The sequence below is a fragment of the Sphingomonas faeni genome, from assembly GCF_003053745.1.
Taxonomy (GTDB): domain Bacteria; phylum Pseudomonadota; class Alphaproteobacteria; order Sphingomonadales; family Sphingomonadaceae; genus Sphingomonas; species Sphingomonas faeni.
In genome coordinates this window covers 52003-66616 of the sequence record NZ_QAYE01000004.1, presented here as the reverse complement: position 1 = coordinate 66616, position 14614 = coordinate 52003, and the positions used below count along the sequence as shown (strand labels likewise).

Below are 14614 nucleotides of genomic sequence, written 5' to 3'. Positions count from 1 at the left end.
GGACTTGCAGTTCGGCGTAATCATGATGGATCGTTGCTGGCAGGCGCGAGCCAATGTTTCGTACTGGACCGGAAGGATAGAGCGTGACCCGACATGACCTCGCGATAGCGAAATGGAAGTGTTCGTTCCTCGCCAAAAATATCGTCATCCTTCGCCAGTCGGATCCGGAGCCTCATGTCCTTAACCTGATCGCCTCGCATCAGCACGAACTGGACCTGCTGCTTGCGGCTATAGTGAAGACGCATGAGGCAAAGGACTGGGCTGCGGCCTGGATGGCGAAATCGCAGACTGAGGGTGGCGTGGCCTTGGCGGCGTCCTGAAACCAGGACGATCAGCGCAGGCTGGCTCGGCCGCCCGCATGACGTTCCAGATGGCCGCCGAGTTCGAGTTCGAGCAGCACGGTCTGGACGACCGCCGGGCTCAGGTGCGACTGGCGGATGAGTTCGTCGATCGTCACCGGTACGGGGCCGAGCAGGTCGGTGATCCTGCGGCGCTCGCTATCGGTCGCGTCTTCCGGGGGCGAGGCGGCGTAGGCATCGATTGGCGAGCGGACCGAACGCGGGTCGAACGGGCGGATCTGTTCGAGAATATCGGCGGCGGACTGCACCAGCGTAGCGCCTTCGCGGATCAGCAGGTTGCAGCCTTGCGCTCGGGGGTCGAGCGGGCTGCCGGGGACAGCCATGACTTCGCGGCCGGATTCATTGGCGAGGCGCGCGGTGATCAGCGAGCCCGATTTGGGGACGGCCTCGACCACCACCGTGCCGATCGCGAGACCGGCGATTATGCGGTTGCGCGAGGGGAAATTGCGCGCCTTGGGCTCGGTGCCGGGTGGCTGTTCGGCGAGCAGAAGGCCTTCGGTGGCAATGCGCTCCTGCAACGCGGTGTTGTCGGGCGGGTAGGCGATGTCGATGCCGCTGGCGATGACGCCGATCGTGGTGCCGCTGGAGTAGGCGCCGAGTGCCCCAATGTGCGCGGCGGTGTCGATGCCGCGGGCTAGGCCGGAGACGATCGTCGTGCCCTCCTCGGCAAGTTGCAGCGCGAGCTGGCGGGCGAAGCGGCAGGCGGCGGCGGACGCGTTGCGCGCGCCGACCATCGCGATACAGGGGCGGCTGGCGTGGGCGATGTCGCCGCGGAGGGTGAGTGCCGGGGGTGCGGTCTCGATCTCGGCCAGCAGGCGGGGATAGTCGGGGTCGTCGAGGAAGAGGTAGCGAGCGCCGAGCCTGGCGGTGGCGGCTATTTCGCGTTCGGCCATGGCGGCATCGGCGATCTTGGGCGCGCGTCCGCCGCCGCGTTGGGCGAGCATCGGGAGTGCTTCGATCGCGGCGTCTGCGCTGCCGAAGCGGGCGATGAGCTGGCGATAGGTGACCGGTCCGATCCCGGTCGTGCGGATGAGCCGAAGTCTTGAAACGGTAGCGTCAGTCACCCGGCGGTCGTTTGGAGCGGCCGATGCGTGGCTCGGTGCCGGAGAACAGGCGATCGACGTTTTCGCGGTGCTTCCACAGGACGATCAGCGCTAGCGCGAGGAGCAGCAAAACGAGATCGAAGCGACCGAACAGGGCCGCGGCAAATGGCGCGCTGAGGGCTGCGGCCATGCCGGCGACCGACGAGATGCGCAGGCCGGCGAGCAGGCCGAGCCAGACTACCGCGTAGACCAGCCCGAGCGGCCAATGGAGTGCGACGACGATGCCCATGAGGGTTGCGACGCCCTTGCCGCCCTTGAACTTCAGCCAGACGGGGTAGCAATGGCCGATGAACGCACCGGCAGCCGCGAGCAGTGCGTTGCCGGGGAACAGGTGTGCGACCAGCAGCACGGCGACCGCACCCTTGGCCATGTCGAGCAGTAGCGTGGCGGCGGCGAGGCCCTTGCGTCCGGTGCGCAGGACGTTGGTCGCGCCGATGTTGCCCGAGCCGATCGTGCGCAGATCGCCTGCGCCACCGAGCCGCGTCAGGATGACGCCGAACGGGATCGAGCCGAGCAGATAGCTCAGCACGAGCGATAGCGTGGGCGCGACCCAGAGAATTTCCGTCTGCAACTATGTCCCCCGTTCTGGAGGGGCTTATAGGCTACGCGGGGCTGACGGCAAATGGGGCGACCACTTGCTCCGTCATCCTGACGAAAGTCAGGATCCAGAGCCACGAAGGACGACGCTCGCTACCCTGGGTCCTGACTTTCGTCAGGATGACGAGGCGGGCGGGCACGACGGGGACTGGTTTGCACGGGCCGATCCAGCCTAAGGACCGCGCATGGACACGCGCCCTATCCTGTTCTTCGATTCCGGTGTCGGCGGGCTGTCGATCGTCGGTCCGGCGCGCGCCGCGCTGCCCGATGCGCCGTTCGTCTATGCCGCCGACTCGGCCGGCTTTCCCTACGGGACCAAAAGCGAGGCGGAGATCGCGGCGCGGGTGCCGGTGTTGCTGGGGCGGCTGGCGGAGCGGTATCGGCCACGGCTGATCGTGATCGCGTGCAACACCGCCTCGACGATCGCGCTACCGGTGGTGCGCGCCGCGCTCGACCTGCCGGTGGTGGGGACGGTGCCGGCGATCAAGCCCGCAGCATTGCTTTCGAAGACCCGGACGATCGGCGTGCTGGGGACCGAGGCGACGGTGCGGCAGGCGTATGTCGATGATCTTGCCGCGAGGTTCGCGGGCGATTGCACGGTGCTGCGCTACGGCTCGGCAGCTCTAGTAGAGATGGCCGAGGCGAAATTGCATGGCCGAGTCGTCGCGCCGGAACGCTATGCCGCCGTACTGGATGGGCTGTTTTCGCAACCCGGCGGCGACGCGATCGACGTGATCGTCAACGCCTGCACACATTTTCCGCTAGTCGAAACGGAGCTTGCGGAGGCGGCGCCCGGCGTCCGGTTCGTCGACGGCGGTCCCGGAATCGCGCGGCGGATCGTTCATCTGATGCAGGGCGAATCGTGGTCGGGAGCGGGGGAGGGCGTTGCCGTCTTTACCCGGTTGGGTGAAGACGAACGTGCGCTCGGCCCCGCTTTGGCTGCGCATGGATTCGCCAGGATCGAGCCGCTCTGAGCGTCAGCCTGAGACACTATGGCACCTTGCGTCGCGGGCGCATCGTGGCAATGTGCGCCCAGGATGAGGAAAGCGATCACCGTAAGAGCGGTATTGCGCTGGAAACGAGTGAAAGCGAGGCGTAGTGCCCAAGCCTATGATTACCAACGGCATCTCGGCAACGGACTCTACCTTGGGTCCACGAGTCGATTATTCGCGCGTTTTCACGCAGGCGATCGATCGGTTGCATGCCGAAGGGCGCTACCGCGTGTTCATCGACATTCTCCGCAACAAGGGTGCGTTTCCGAACGCGCGCTGTTTCGCGGGGCACAACGGGCCCAAGCCGATCACGGTGTGGTGCTCGAACGATTATCTCGCGATGGGCCAGCATCCGAAGGTGATCGCGGCGATGGAAGAGGCGTTGCATGACGTCGGCGCGGGCTCGGGCGGCACGCGCAATATCGGCGGCAACACGCATTACCATGTCGACCTGGAGGGCGAACTCGCCGACCTCCACGGCAAGGAAGCGGCGTTGCTGTTCACGAGCGGGTACGTCTCGAACGAGGCTACGCTGGCGACGTTGGCGAAGGTGCTGCCGGGCTGCATCATCTTTTCCGACGAGCTGAACCACGCGTCGATGATCGCTGGTATCCGCAATTCGGGATGCGAGAAGCGCGTGTTCCGCCACAACGACCTCGCGCATCTCGAAGAGCTCCTCGCGGCCGAAGATCCGGCGGCACCAAAGCTGATCGCGTTCGAGAGCGTGTATTCGATGGAGGGCGACATCGCGCCGATCTCCGCGGTGTGCGATCTGGCCGACCGGTACAACGCGCTGACCTATTGCGACGAAGTCCATGCGGTCGGGATGTATGGCGCGCGTGGCGGCGGCATTTCGGAACGGGACGAGGTCGCGCATCGGATCACGATCCTCGAGGGCACGCTCGGCAAGGCATTCGGCGTGATGGGGGGCTATATTGCCGCCGATCGCACTATCGTCGACGTGATCCGTTCATATGCACCGGGGTTCATCTTCACGACCTCGCTGTCGCCGGTGCTGGTCGCTGGTGTGCTTGCGAGCGTGCGGCATCTGAAAAGCTCGAGCGTCGAGCGCGAGGGACAGCAGGCTTCCGCGGCGATGCTCAAGGCGATGCTGAAGGACGCCGGGCTGCCGGTTATGATCGGCGATACGCATATCGTGCCGCTGATGGTCGGCGATCCGGTCAAGGCAAAGAAGATCAGCGACGTGCTGCTCGCCGAATACGGTGTGTACGTGCAGCCGATCAACTATCCGACCGTGCCGCGCGGCACCGAGCGGCTGCGATTCACGCCGGGTCCTGCGCATACCGAGGCGATGATGCGCGAACTGACGGATGCGCTGGTGGAGATCTGGAGCCGCCTGGATTTACGCAAGGCGGCTTGAGGCTGGCCTCGCTCACTGCGGGGCAACTCTGGTCAGTCGATCGTGATCGCGCCGTCGGTGCTCGGCACGTCTAGTGTTTCGCCGAAACCTACCGAATGGAACCGCGTGTAATCGCCTTCCAAGGGGTTGGCGTAGACATGGACGACGGACCGGTTTCCATCGACCACCCAGTAGTGCGGAATGCCGCCGCGCGCATAGGCGAAGCGCTTCATCGTGGTATCGCGCGCGACCGACGTTTCCGCGACTTCGACGACGAGCAGGAAGTCGGCGGCGAGCAATAGGCGGTTTTCTTCCACCGATGAGCGTAGAACTGCGACGTCGCAGCCAAGCACCGTATCGTTACCCAGATCGACGCCGGCCTCGCCAACGATTCTCGACTCCGCAAATAGACGCGACAGGCGAATGGCTATCTTGGCTTGGCGCGAGGCGTGCGCAAACTGGGGCGGGTTCATCCGGACGAGTTCCCCTTCGACCAGTTCGACTTTCATGTCGTCGAACGCGCCGGACTCACCCATGCGCAGGAACTCGGCGGTGGTGAAACGCGCCTTTTCCTGCCGATCGGTGCGGAGACTCGCGGCGGATGTATTCATGACCGATTCGTACCATGAATCGAGCCAGCCCGCGAATCGCGTGGCGCAGCCCTAAAGCGCGGCGGCGAGCATCGTCAGGACGCCGAGGCCGAGCGACAGGGGTATGCGCAAGGCCATCCATCCGGGTGGGGCGATGCCGGCTTTGACCAGTGCGCGGTCGACGAGCAGCGCGGCGATCAGGCTGATGCCGAGCACTACCAGCGAGGGGCCGGGCCAGCGCAGGCCGACCATCCAGGGCCAGGCGGTGACCAGTGCGATCAGCGAGGGGGCGACGCTTGCGAACCAGAGCCAGCGCGGCGGCGAGTCGGTGCGTGCGGCGAGGCCCCACCAGAGACCGCCGAGGAAGCTCAGGATGATCGCGGCATAGGCGTAGGCGATCGCCAGCGCCGAGAACCGGCTTTGCGGGTCGCCGCTCAGCAGCAGCGCGACCGCCGCGAGTTGCGGGAGGAGGCCGCTCAGTCCGAGCAGGCGCGCGATCGGCGGGATGCCGCCGGTCGCGGCGGGTCGCTTGGTCATCAGACGCGCGCGACCACGCCGGTAGCGACGACCGGACCGGTCGGCAGGCCGGTCGGCGAGCCGCCGAGCGGTTCGACAGAGATCGCGAGCGTTGCGCCCGGCGCTATGCGACCGCGATCGACGCCCTTGGGTGCGAGCGAGGTCGGACGGCCGGAGAGCAGGCCGAGCGAATGCGGTACGCCGTCTCCGCCGATCACCCAGAGCTGCGCGACGCGGGCGTCCGGAACACCGGGGCCTGCCGCGACGCGGAGCCCGCCGTTTGCGGGATCGTACACTGCTGCAACCGGCGACTTCGCATCGCCGAGCATCGCAACGAGCACGCTGGTCGGCCGCGCGGCCGGTATTGAGGGGGCGATCGGTTGCGAAACGGGCACGGTCGGCTCCGGGCGGACCATGACGAACAGCAACAGCGACGCGGCGATCGCGCTGGTGACGGCGGCGAGCGCCGGCCAAGCGAAGCGACCTGTTTGCGCACTCGCTGGCGTTCCGTCGAGACTGGCTTCGATCCGGGCGGCGAGATGCGGCGGCGCGGCGCGTTCGGGCCAGAGGTCGAACAGGACTGCCAGACGCGACCGCCACCATTCGACCTGCGCGGCGAAACCGGGCTCGGCGAGTACGCGGCGCAGCGCTGCCCCGCGTTCCTCGCCTTCGAGCAGGCCGAGTGCGAGTTCGGCGGCGGCAACGTCCTCAGGCACGCCGGTATCGGTGGCTGGATCAACCATCAAGGCAATCCTTCAGGCGGGCGAGGCCGCGGCGGACCCAACTCTTCATCGTGCCCAGCGGCACGGCGCGCTTGATCGCGAGTTCGGCGTAGGTGATGCCGTCGAAGAACGCGGTACGGATCGCGTCGCGCTGTTGCGGTTCGAGGCCGTTCAGGCACTCGATCAGTTCGCGCGACGATTCGCTCGCCAGCATTCCCGCCTCGGCGCCTTCGCCGGGATCGGCGATGTCGGGCGCGTCGTCGAGCGGGCTCGTGCGGCGGACGCCTTGCGCGCGCTGCCAGTCGATGGCGCGGTTGCGCGCGATCGTCGCCAACCAGGTTATCGGGCTCGCGCGGCCGGGTTCCCAGGCACCGGCGCGTTTCCAGATCGTGAGATAGACCTCGTGCAGCACATCCTCCGCGGCTTGGGCGTTGCCACAGATACGGTGGGTGATGCCGAAAAGCTTCGCGCTGGTCAGCGTATAGAGTTCGCGAAACGCGTCGCGGTCCTCCTGGCCGGTGCGCAGGAGCACTTCGGAAAGGTGCGCGCGGGCGGCGTCGGCGTTGGCATGTGCGATAGTCACGGGCGGGAACCTAGCGGCTAAGTCCGTCGCGGCAATAGCCTTCGCCGGGCTTGACGGTAAGGCAATCGGTTTTGCCGGCGAGGTATTTGAGCCCGGTCGCGTCGCCGTTGGTCGGCCGCAGGGTTTCGCGGATGCCACCGCGATCGAACGCTATCGTGTCGCCGGTCGCGATGCCGTCGAATTTGCCCTTGTTGTCGAGGTCCCACTGCATGGTCAGCGCGTAGTGGCTGGCGGTGGCGGTCGGGGCGACGTCGAGGACCATGCCTTCGACGCCGATCCAGCGACCGGTGTAGTCGGGCGCCGGTTTAGGCTTGGGAGCGGCAACCTTGCGTTCGACCGATCCGGCGGACGTCATGTTGCCGTCGCTGGAGGTATCGGGGGCCGGGCCTGAGCAGGCGGTCAGCGCGGCGGCGGCGAGCAGCGTGAGGGCTTTCATGGCGCTTCTCCTTTTGCGCGGTCGAACGAGCGCGCATTGTGCTCCGTCATCCTGACGAAAGTCAGGACCCAGAGTAACGTAGAACTGCGCTTTGTAGCCCTGGGTCCTGACTTTCGTCAGGATGACGGGGTGAAATGGGATGCCGTCGTCCATCACGACCCGCGAACAGGTGTGGCAAATTCCGGCTTGGGTGGGTAAGGGGCTGGGCACCCGATCTCCCGTCACAGGATTACGCCAGGTGCGCATCGCCATCGCGTCCGATCACGCCGCCGTTTCGTTGAAAGCGGTGCTCGCCACGTGGCTGCGCGAGGCGGGGCATGACGTGCTCGATCTCGGGCCCGAGGGCACCGCCAGCGTCGATTATCCTGACTATGGGTTCAAGCTTGCGTCAGCGATCGCCGATGGTAGCGCCGAGCGCGGTATCGCGCTGTGCGGCTCCGGGATCGGCATCTCGATCGCCGCCAACCGCAACCCCGCCTGCCGCTGCGCGCTCGTGTCCGAACCGCTGTCGGCGAGCCTCGCGCGCATCCACAACGACGCCAACGCCATCGCGATGGGCGCGCGCCTGATCGGCGAGGAAATGGCCAAGGCGTGCGTCGAAGCTTTCCTGTCCGCCGATTTCGCCGGCGGTCGTCATCAACTCCGTGTCGACAAGTTAAAGGTCCCCGCATGAGCACTCAGCCCCGCGAACTCCACGACGTCCAGCCCGATGGCTTTTTCACGCGCGGCCTGGCCGATGCAGACGCTGCCGTATTCGCCGGCGTGGCTGCCGAACTCGAGCGCGAGCAGACGCAGATTGAGCTGATCGCGTCGGAGAACATCGTCTCGAAGGCGGTGCTCGAGGCGCAGGGTTCGGTGTTCACGAACAAGTACGCGGAAGGCTATCCGGGCAAGCGCTATTACCAGGGCTGCGCGCCGTCGGACACGGTCGAGACGCTGGCGATCGAGCGCGCCAAGCAGATCTTCGGCTGCGGGTTCGTCAATGTTCAGCCGCATTCGGGCGCGCAGGCGAACGGCGCGGTGATGCTGGCGCTGGTCAAGCCGGGCGACACGATCCTCGGCATGAGCCTCGATGCGGGCGGTCACCTGACGCATGGCGCGAAGCCGGCGATGTCGGGCAAGTGGTTCAACGCGGTTCAGTACGGCGTCGACGCGACCACGCACCTGATCGACTACGATCAGGTCGAGGCGCTGGCGGTCGAGCATCAGCCGAAATTGATCATCGCGGGTGGCTCGGCCTATCCCCGCGTCATCGACTTCGCGAAGTTCCGCGCGATCGCGGACAAGGTCGGCGCGTATTTCATGGTCGACATGGCGCATTTCGCCGGGATCGTCGCAGCGGGCCTGCACCCGACGCCGTTCGGCCACGCGCATGTCGTGACCACCACCACGCACAAGACTCTGCGGGGCCCGCGCGGTGGCATGATCATGACCAATGACGAGGGCGTAGCGAAGAAGATCAACTCGGCAGTGTTCCCGGGGCTTCAGGGCGGGCCGCTGATGCACGTGATCGCGGCGAAGGCGGTCGCGTTCGGCGAGGCGCTGCAGCCTGACTTCAAGAGCTACATCGCCGCGGTCGTCGAGAACGCGAAGGTTCTGGCGGCGACGCTCAAGGAACGCGGTTCGGACGTGGTCTCGGGCGGCACCGACACGCATCTCGCGCTGATCGACCTCACGCCGCTGGGCATCACCGGGCGCGATGCGGACGAGGCGCTCGAGCGCGCGGGGATCACCTGCAACAAGAACGGCATCCCCAACGATCCGCTGCCGCCGGTCAAGACCAGCGGCATCCGCGTTGGCTCGCCCGCAGGTACGACGCGTGGCTTCGGCCCGGCGGAGTTCCGCGAGATCGGCAACATGGTCGCCGACGTGCTGGACGGCCTCGCGAAAAAGGGCGAGCATGGGGACCCGGAAGTCGAGGCGGACGTTCGGACGCGTGTTCGTGCACTGTGCGCGCGCTTCCCGATCTATCAAGGATAAGTAGCATGTCGAAGTTCGACGACGTTCAGAACGACATCAAGGCAACGCCCGGCCTCGGCAAGAGCATGGCCAAGTGGAGCGCACTCGGCGCGGTCGTCGCGATCCCGGTGCCGATCGTCGGCCCGATCTTCGGCGCACTCGCGGGCGCGGGCTACGCGTACTACAAGGGCAAGAAGAAGGTCTGAATGCGCTGCCCCTTCTGCGGACATGAAGACAGCCAGGTAAAGGACAGCCGCCCCACCGAAGACGGGGCGGCGATCCGACGCCGGCGACAGTGCGAGGGGTGCGCGGCGCGTTTCACGACGTTCGAGCGCATCCAGTTGCGCGAGCTGTTCGTGTTGAAGAGCGAGGGGCGGAGAGAGCCGTTCGATCGGGAGAAGCTGCTCAGGTCGCTGTCGATCGCGACGCGGAAACGGGCGATCGAGGCTGGGCGGATCGAGAAACTGGTGAGCGGGATCCAGCGGCGGCTGGAGACGCTAGGCGAGAACGACGTCACGTCGAAGCGGATCGGTGAGATGGTGATGGACGGGCTCAAGGGGCTCGATTCGGTGGCGTATATCCGGTTTGCTAGTGTTTATCGGGACTTCAGCGAGGCGAAGGACTTCGAGGCTTTTGCCGGGAGTGTGGAGGAAGTTGGCCGGGCGGAGTGAGTTGGGCCGTAGCTGTCCTTCGATATGCGCTTGGGATGCCCTTTGCTGGCAAGAACGTAGCACTTACCCTATCGACACATCTCACCACTCCCGTTCGTCCTGAGTAGGGACTGAGCTCGGCGAAGGCCCGTATCGAAGGACAGGTTGCATGAGCTTTTACGCCTACATGCTGCGCTGTTCAGACGGCAGCTACTACATCGGCCACACCGATTCGCTCGAACGCCGCATCGCGCAGCACCAGCACGGTGAACTCCCCGGATACACCCACAATCGGCGCCCCGTTACGCTGATGTGGTCGCAGGATTTCCCGAGCAGGATCGAGGCACTGGAGGCCGAGCGTCAGCTGAAAGGCTGGACGCGGGCGAAGAAGGAAGCGCTGGCAGCGGGGGATTGGGACGCGGTGCGCTTACTCTCGCGCAAATCCTTCGATACGGGTCTTCGGCTTCGCTCAGCCCCTACTCAGGACGAACGGGGTGGGGTGGATGAGCGGGATGATTTGGCTGAGCAAAGTAGATTGGCCGAGCCGGACGACTTTGGTGAGCTTGGCGAGATTGGTGGATTTGGCGACGTGATTGACGAAAACATGATTGGTACGGACGCGGCTGTGGACAGCGATGTGCTTGCGGATGGCGATGGGGCGGTTGGCGCTCCACCTCCCGTCATTGTTCTCGTCCGCCCCCAACTCGGCGAGAACATCGGCAAGGCCGCGCGCGCCATGCTGAACTTCGGCCTCACCGAAATGCGGCTAGTCTCCCCGCGGGACGGCTGGCCCAACCCCTCAGCCGGTCCCGCCGCCAGCGGTGCCGACATCGTCCTCCAAAACGCAAAGGTCTACGACAGCGTCGCCGCCGCCACCGCCGACTGCGCGCAGGTCTTCGCCACCACCGTCCGCAAGCGCGGCGTGACCAAGCCCGTCGTCACCCCGGAGCAGGCGTCGACCGAGATCCACGCCGCCCCCGGCCGTTCCGCGATCCTGTTCGGGCCCGAGCGTTCCGGCCTCGAAACCGACGACGTCGCGGTCGCGCGCACGATCATCACGGTGCCGATCAATCCGGAGTTCGGCTCGCTCAACCTCGCCCAGGCGGTGATCCTGGTCGCGTATGAATGGTCCAAGGGCCTCACCGCCGAACGCGAACTGTCGCAGCCGTCGATCAACCCGATCATGCCGCCTGCGCCGCAGGAGGAGCTCGACGGGATGATCGGGCAGCTCGATGCGATGCTGATGGGCGCGGGATTCTTCCACCTGCCCGACAAGATGCAGTCGACGCGGCGGACTCTGCGCACGTTGCTAACCAAGCCGGGCTGGTCGAGTCAGGAGGTCCGGACTCTCCGCGGGGTCCTGTCGTCGCTGGCGGGGAAGAGGCCGCGGGCCTGAGTCCCTTCCCAAATAGGCGTACCTCTTCCCCCCTCCCTGGAAGGGAGGGGCCGGGGGTGGGTCGGCTATTTGGTGGGCGTGGCGGCAGCTACGGGCCGACCCACCCCCAACCCCTCCCTTCCAGGGTGGGGAGTGCGTTATCCTAGCGGCGGTCGAACGCGACCAATTCATACGCGATCGAGGCTTCGACTAGAGTTTCCCAAAGTTCCGCGACCACCGCGTCCGGCACCCCAAGCTTCACCGCCTCAGCCCGCGCGTTGTCGATCACCTGCGTCTTCCGCGCCTCGTCGCGGACATGCCCGCGCTCGGGCTTGATCCGCGCGGCGGCGTCCATGTAGGCGAACCGCTTGGCGAGGAGAGCGACCAAGTCGCGGTCGAGCGCGTCGACGCCTGCGCGGACGTCGGTCATGGTGGTGCAATCTGGGCCCGGGAGAATGGTCATGCGCCGTCTCTTGCCGAGCCCCATCCGGCCTGTCCAGCTTGACTCTGGACCGCCCCCCGTCTAGGCGCCCGCCTTCGCAATGGCCCTGCACCCCGGTGAAGCGGTGGCCCTGCCCTGTCTGGACATCCGTCTCGTACAGCCAGCAGAGCGATACCGGGAACAACGTTGTTAGCATTTGCCAAGGACTTACTATGTCGAAGCGTCAAAGCGCGAAGTACAAACTCGATCGCCGCATGGGTGAGAACATCTGGGGTCGTCCCAAGTCGCCCGTCAACAAGCGTGAATACGGCCCGGGCCAGCACGGCCAGCGCCGCAAGGGCAAGGTCAGCGATTTCGGTATCCAGCTGCGCGCCAAGCAGAAGCTCAAGGGCTATTACGGCGACGTGACCGAGAAGCAGTTCCGTGCGTGCTACCATGAGGCTGCGCGTCTGAAGGGCGATACCTCGCAGAACCTGATCGGCCTGCTCGAGCAGCGCCTCGACATGATCGTCTACCGCGCCAAGTTCGCGCCGACGATCTTCGCGGCGCGCCAGATCGTTTCGCACGGCCACATCCGCGTCAACGGCGTGAAGTGCAACATCGCCTCGCGTCGCTGCTTCGTCGGCGACGAGATCACGCTGGGTTCGAAGGCGCAGGAAATGGCGCTGGTCATGGAAGCCCAGAGCCTCGCCGAACGCGAGATCCCCGACTACGTCGCCACCGACGGCGCGGCCAAGGTCACCTTCACGCGCGTCCCGACGCTCGACGAAGTGCCTTACCCGGTGAAGATGGAGCCGAATCTGGTCGTCGAGTTCTACTCGCGCTGATATCTCGGTACGACTGTTATACGAAAAAGGGCGGTCCTGCGGGGCCGCCCTTTTTCATTCTACATCCCCAGCGACGTCCGCAGGAACGCATCGGCCTTGGTCAGCATCGCGGTACGCGCGACATCGTCGTCGAGCTGGTGATCGAGACCGGGGAACTCTACCAGTTCGACCTTTCCACCCGCGCCCCGCAGCTTGGCCGCCATCAATCGCGATTCACCGATTCCGACGTTGCGATCCCGATCGCCGTGGAACAACAGTACGGGCACCTTGATCTTGTCGGCGTTGCGCGCGGGCGATCCCGCCTGGATATGCGCACCATGCCCGATGAACGTGTCGACTTGGGCGAAGGCCGTAAAGCCTCGCGACTCCTCGCGCAACGCGTCCAGATCCGTCACCGGCGCAATGCCGATGACCACCTTGAACAGGCCAGGATCGAGCACCGCCGATTGTAGTGCTGCATAGCCGCCATAGGACCAGCCGACGATCGCAAGCTTGTCCGGCGCCGCAATCCCTTGCGACATCAGCCAGCGTCCGGCATCGTTGACGTCGCCGATCGCGGTCCGCCACGACTGGAAGCCGTTTTTCTGGAACCATGCCGACCCATAGCCGGTCGAACCCCGGAAGTTCGGCTGCAGCACAGCAAAACCGCGCGCCGCGAAATATTGCGAGAGCCAGTCGAACCCCCATTCGTCGCGTGAGCCCGGCCCGCCGTGCGGCATGACGATCGCGGGCAACCCCTTGCCAGTACCGCCAATGGGCAAAGTCAGATAACCGGGAATCATCGTGCCGTCCGCGGCGTGAAAGGTGATCGACTGGACGCTGGCGAGTGTCGTCTTCCCCAACTCCGGACGTGACGGCGCAACTTCGCCCATCTTGTTGGTCGTCCGATCCAACAGGTAATAACGGCCCGGATCGACGTCGCTGCCGGCGAACAGCAACAGCTTGGTCTCGTTCGCGCTCGCGTCGACGAACGTGATCAGCGGCCTGCCGGGCAAGGCCTTGCGTAACGACGCGGCGAGCTTTTGCAGCGTAGGATCAAAGAATTCGACTTCGCGGCGGTCGGTTGCGTAGGCAGCACCCACCACCCGGTTCTGGCGACCCAACCGGATCAACTGGTCGACGTCCACATCCGGGCGTGCAAGTACGAGATCGCGCTTGAGGCTGCCGTCTAGCGCGATTTTGTACAGCGCTTGCCGGCCGTCCCTGTCGTCGAAGCCGTATGCGACGTTCAGCGCGGGATCGATGGCGTAGGGATCGAACCCGCTCTTGCCACCACTGACAGTACTGGCGACCTGACTTAACGGCTGCCAAGCGCGATCACCGGCCTTGCGGTATGAATAGATCACCTTCGCACCGTCATAGCCTCCACTGGTCATGGCCCGCGAGCCAACGATCCGGACGGAACCCTGGCCGTCGCTGATATATTCGATGGCATTCGCACGGGCCGGCTCGACGACCCGTCTTGTCAGCGTGACGGTGTCGATCAGCTCGACGCCCAAGCCAACCGCCGAACGGGCCAGGAGCGTGCCGATCATCGCTTCGGGTACGAACTTGCGGGTCATCAGCACGGCACCCTCCGCGCCGTCTGCAGTCCAGTCGATGACGTTGCCGCCGTCTTGCATGATACCAAGCGAGCGTTCGTTCGTGCGTGCGCTCAGGATCTTTCTGTTGCCGCCATTGCTGTCGATGGCGAGCGCCCGGCTGAAGGCAAGCAGATCGGTTCCGGTATGTGCGGTAGTGATGAACCGGCAGACGAGGCGCGTATTGGTCGACCAGCGGCAATCCCTCAGGCTTTCGGGGTCGCCGGAGGACGACAGGATCGGGTCGGCGATCTTGCCTCCGACCATGTCGGCGATGCGCAGCATGGCGCCGCGACCCTTCATCGGCACGATCATGGCGATGTGCGTACCGTCGGGCGAGAGGCTCAACTGCTGGATTTCACGAGCGCCGAACGCTGCTTCTGTCGAAATGACCGCCGCGGTGTCCTGCGCTGCCGCGGCTACCGGCAGCGCCAAGACGGCCGGTAGCGTCATCATTTTCCAGACCGAACTACTCGCGCGCAACCCGCCAAGATATCGCATCCTCGTCGCTCCCCAAAGCCCC

The 14614-nt window shown here is 65.5% G+C and carries 18 protein-coding genes; 9 read left to right on the top strand and 9 right to left on the bottom strand.

All coding sequences use genetic code 11. The features are described from left to right. Nucleotides 1–83: 83 nt before the first annotated feature. A complete protein-coding gene (locus tag C8J25_RS08640; protein WP_107954080.1) occupies nt 84–320 on the top strand; it encodes a hypothetical protein in 237 nt (78 codons plus the stop codon). 11 nt (nt 321–331) lie between these two features. Here C8J25_RS08640 and dprA read toward each other — a convergent pair whose 3' ends face one another. Together dprA and plsY are read right to left on the bottom strand one after the other, a co-directional pair. After that, the gene (dprA, locus tag C8J25_RS08635; protein ID WP_107954079.1) at nt 332–1423 is read right to left on the bottom strand and encodes a DNA-processing protein DprA; all 1092 of its coding nucleotides are present in this window, start codon (nt 1421–1423) and stop codon (nt 332–334) included. Next, on the bottom strand, nt 1416–2033 hold the full coding sequence (plsY, locus tag C8J25_RS08630) for a glycerol-3-phosphate 1-O-acyltransferase PlsY (protein ID WP_056066307.1): 618 nt from the start codon (nt 2031–2033) through the stop codon (nt 1416–1418). Before plsY ends, dprA begins: the two co-directional genes overlap by 8 nt. A 211-nt stretch (nt 2034–2244) precedes the next feature. Here plsY and murI point away from each other — a divergent pair, with 211 nt between their 5' ends. Together murI and hemA are read left to right on the top strand one after the other, a co-directional pair. Beyond that, nucleotides 2245–3033 carry a glutamate racemase gene (gene murI, locus C8J25_RS08625; RefSeq protein ID WP_107954078.1) on the top strand — a complete coding sequence of 263 codons (789 nt, stop codon included), beginning with the start codon at nt 2245–2247 and terminating at the stop codon, nt 3031–3033. Nucleotides 3034–3169: 136 nt separating this feature from the next. Next, the gene (gene hemA / locus C8J25_RS08620; RefSeq protein WP_107954293.1) at nt 3170–4432 is read left to right on the top strand and encodes a 5-aminolevulinate synthase; all 1263 of its coding nucleotides are present in this window, start codon (nt 3170–3172) and stop codon (nt 4430–4432) included. Nucleotides 4433–4464: 32 nt separating this feature from the next. Here the strand turns inward: hemA and C8J25_RS08615 are convergent, their stop codons facing one another. Genes C8J25_RS08615 through C8J25_RS08595 form a run of 5 tightly spaced genes read right to left on the bottom strand, consistent with a single transcriptional unit; the run spans nt 4465 to nt 7258 of the window. Beyond that, entirely contained in the window at nt 4465–5022 is a 558-nt protein-coding gene (locus C8J25_RS08615; RefSeq protein ID WP_107954077.1) for a Uma2 family endonuclease, read from the bottom strand. 51 nt (nt 5023–5073) lie between these two features. Further along, a complete protein-coding gene (locus C8J25_RS08610) occupies nt 5074–5538 on the bottom strand; it encodes a DUF3429 domain-containing protein (RefSeq protein WP_107954076.1) in 465 nt (154 codons plus the stop codon). After that, the gene (locus C8J25_RS08605; RefSeq protein WP_107954075.1) at nt 5538–6260 is read right to left on the bottom strand and encodes an anti-sigma factor; all 723 of its coding nucleotides are present in this window, start codon (nt 6258–6260) and stop codon (nt 5538–5540) included. Before C8J25_RS08605 ends, C8J25_RS08610 begins: the two co-directional genes overlap by 1 nt. Next, nucleotides 6253–6822 carry a sigma-70 family RNA polymerase sigma factor gene (locus C8J25_RS08600; protein WP_107954074.1) on the bottom strand — a complete coding sequence of 190 codons (570 nt, stop codon included), beginning with the start codon at nt 6820–6822 and terminating at the stop codon, nt 6253–6255. Before C8J25_RS08600 ends, C8J25_RS08605 begins: the two co-directional genes overlap by 8 nt. A gap of 10 nt (nt 6823–6832) precedes the next feature. Continuing rightward, on the bottom strand, nt 6833–7258 hold the full coding sequence (locus C8J25_RS08595; RefSeq protein ID WP_107954073.1) for a hypothetical protein: 426 nt from the start codon (nt 7256–7258) through the stop codon (nt 6833–6835). A 238-nt stretch (nt 7259–7496) separates the two neighbouring features. On the opposite strand from C8J25_RS08595, the gene rpiB reads away from it, so the two are divergent. From rpiB to C8J25_RS08570, 5 genes are all read left to right on the top strand, one after another. Continuing rightward, nucleotides 7497–7931: a ribose 5-phosphate isomerase B gene (gene rpiB, locus C8J25_RS08590; RefSeq protein WP_107954072.1), complete on the top strand. Its 435-nt coding sequence runs from the start codon at nt 7497–7499 to the stop codon at nt 7929–7931. After that, entirely contained in the window at nt 7928–9238 is a 1311-nt protein-coding gene (locus tag C8J25_RS08585) for a serine hydroxymethyltransferase (RefSeq protein WP_107954071.1), read from the top strand. The genes rpiB and C8J25_RS08585 overlap by 4 nt, the downstream gene beginning before the upstream one ends. Nucleotides 9239–9243: 5 nt before the next feature. After that, nucleotides 9244–9423, top strand: coding sequence for a hypothetical protein (locus tag C8J25_RS08580; protein WP_056066278.1), 180 nt, complete (start codon nt 9244–9246; stop codon nt 9421–9423). Continuing rightward, nucleotides 9424–9888 (top strand): transcriptional regulator NrdR, encoded by a 465-nt coding sequence (nrdR, locus tag C8J25_RS08575; protein WP_056487307.1) that lies wholly within the window; start codon nt 9424–9426, stop codon nt 9886–9888. A gap of 148 nt (nt 9889–10036) precedes the next feature. Continuing rightward, nucleotides 10037–11263 (top strand): TrmH family RNA methyltransferase, encoded by a 1227-nt coding sequence (locus C8J25_RS08570; protein ID WP_107954070.1) that lies wholly within the window; start codon nt 10037–10039, stop codon nt 11261–11263. A 142-nt stretch (nt 11264–11405) separates the two neighbouring features. On the opposite strand, the gene C8J25_RS08565 is transcribed toward C8J25_RS08570, so the two are convergent. Continuing rightward, nucleotides 11406–11705, bottom strand: coding sequence for a chorismate mutase (locus C8J25_RS08565; RefSeq protein WP_107954069.1), 300 nt, complete (start codon nt 11703–11705; stop codon nt 11406–11408). A gap of 191 nt (nt 11706–11896) precedes the next feature. On the opposite strand from C8J25_RS08565, the gene rpsD reads away from it, so the two are divergent. Beyond that, nucleotides 11897–12511: a 30S ribosomal protein S4 gene (rpsD, locus tag C8J25_RS08560; protein WP_056053294.1), complete on the top strand. Its 615-nt coding sequence runs from the start codon at nt 11897–11899 to the stop codon at nt 12509–12511. Between the two features lie 59 nt (nt 12512–12570). Here rpsD and C8J25_RS08555 read toward each other — a convergent pair whose 3' ends face one another. Beyond that, nucleotides 12571–14544 carry an alpha/beta hydrolase family protein gene (locus tag C8J25_RS08555; RefSeq protein WP_107954292.1) on the bottom strand — a complete coding sequence of 658 codons (1974 nt, stop codon included), beginning with the start codon at nt 14542–14544 and terminating at the stop codon, nt 12571–12573. Between the last annotated feature and the right edge of the window lie 70 nt (nt 14545–14614).

Bases quoted from the DNA above. Each gene is read 5' to 3' on its own strand.
- murI (WP_107954078.1), top strand. From the start codon at position 2,245: ATGGACACGCGCCCTATCCTGTTCTTCGATTCCGGTGTCGGCGGGCTG.
- hemA (WP_107954293.1), top strand. From the start codon at position 3,170: ATGATTACCAACGGCATCTCGGCAACGGACTCTACCTTGGGTCCACGA.
- C8J25_RS08615 (WP_107954077.1), bottom strand. From the start codon at position 5,022: ATGAATACATCCGCCGCGAGTCTCCGCACCGATCGGCAGGAAAAGGCG.
- C8J25_RS08610 (WP_107954076.1), bottom strand. From the start codon at position 5,538: ATGACCAAGCGACCCGCCGCGACCGGCGGCATCCCGCCGATCGCGCGC.
- C8J25_RS08605 (WP_107954075.1), bottom strand. From the start codon at position 6,260: ATGGTTGATCCAGCCACCGATACCGGCGTGCCTGAGGACGTTGCCGCC.
- C8J25_RS08595 (WP_107954073.1), bottom strand. From the start codon at position 7,258: ATGAAAGCCCTCACGCTGCTCGCCGCCGCCGCGCTGACCGCCTGCTCA.
- C8J25_RS08585 (WP_107954071.1), top strand. From the start codon at position 7,928: ATGAGCACTCAGCCCCGCGAACTCCACGACGTCCAGCCCGATGGCTTT.
- C8J25_RS08580 (WP_056066278.1), top strand. From the start codon at position 9,244: ATGTCGAAGTTCGACGACGTTCAGAACGACATCAAGGCAACGCCCGGC.
- nrdR (WP_056487307.1), top strand. From the start codon at position 9,424: ATGCGCTGCCCCTTCTGCGGACATGAAGACAGCCAGGTAAAGGACAGC.
- C8J25_RS08570 (WP_107954070.1), top strand. From the start codon at position 10,037: ATGAGCTTTTACGCCTACATGCTGCGCTGTTCAGACGGCAGCTACTAC.
- C8J25_RS08565 (WP_107954069.1), bottom strand. From the start codon at position 11,705: ATGACCATTCTCCCGGGCCCAGATTGCACCACCATGACCGACGTCCGC.
- rpsD (WP_056053294.1), top strand. From the start codon at position 11,897: ATGTCGAAGCGTCAAAGCGCGAAGTACAAACTCGATCGCCGCATGGGT.
- C8J25_RS08555 (WP_107954292.1), bottom strand. From the start codon at position 14,544: ATGACGCTACCGGCCGTCTTGGCGCTGCCGGTAGCCGCGGCAGCGCAG.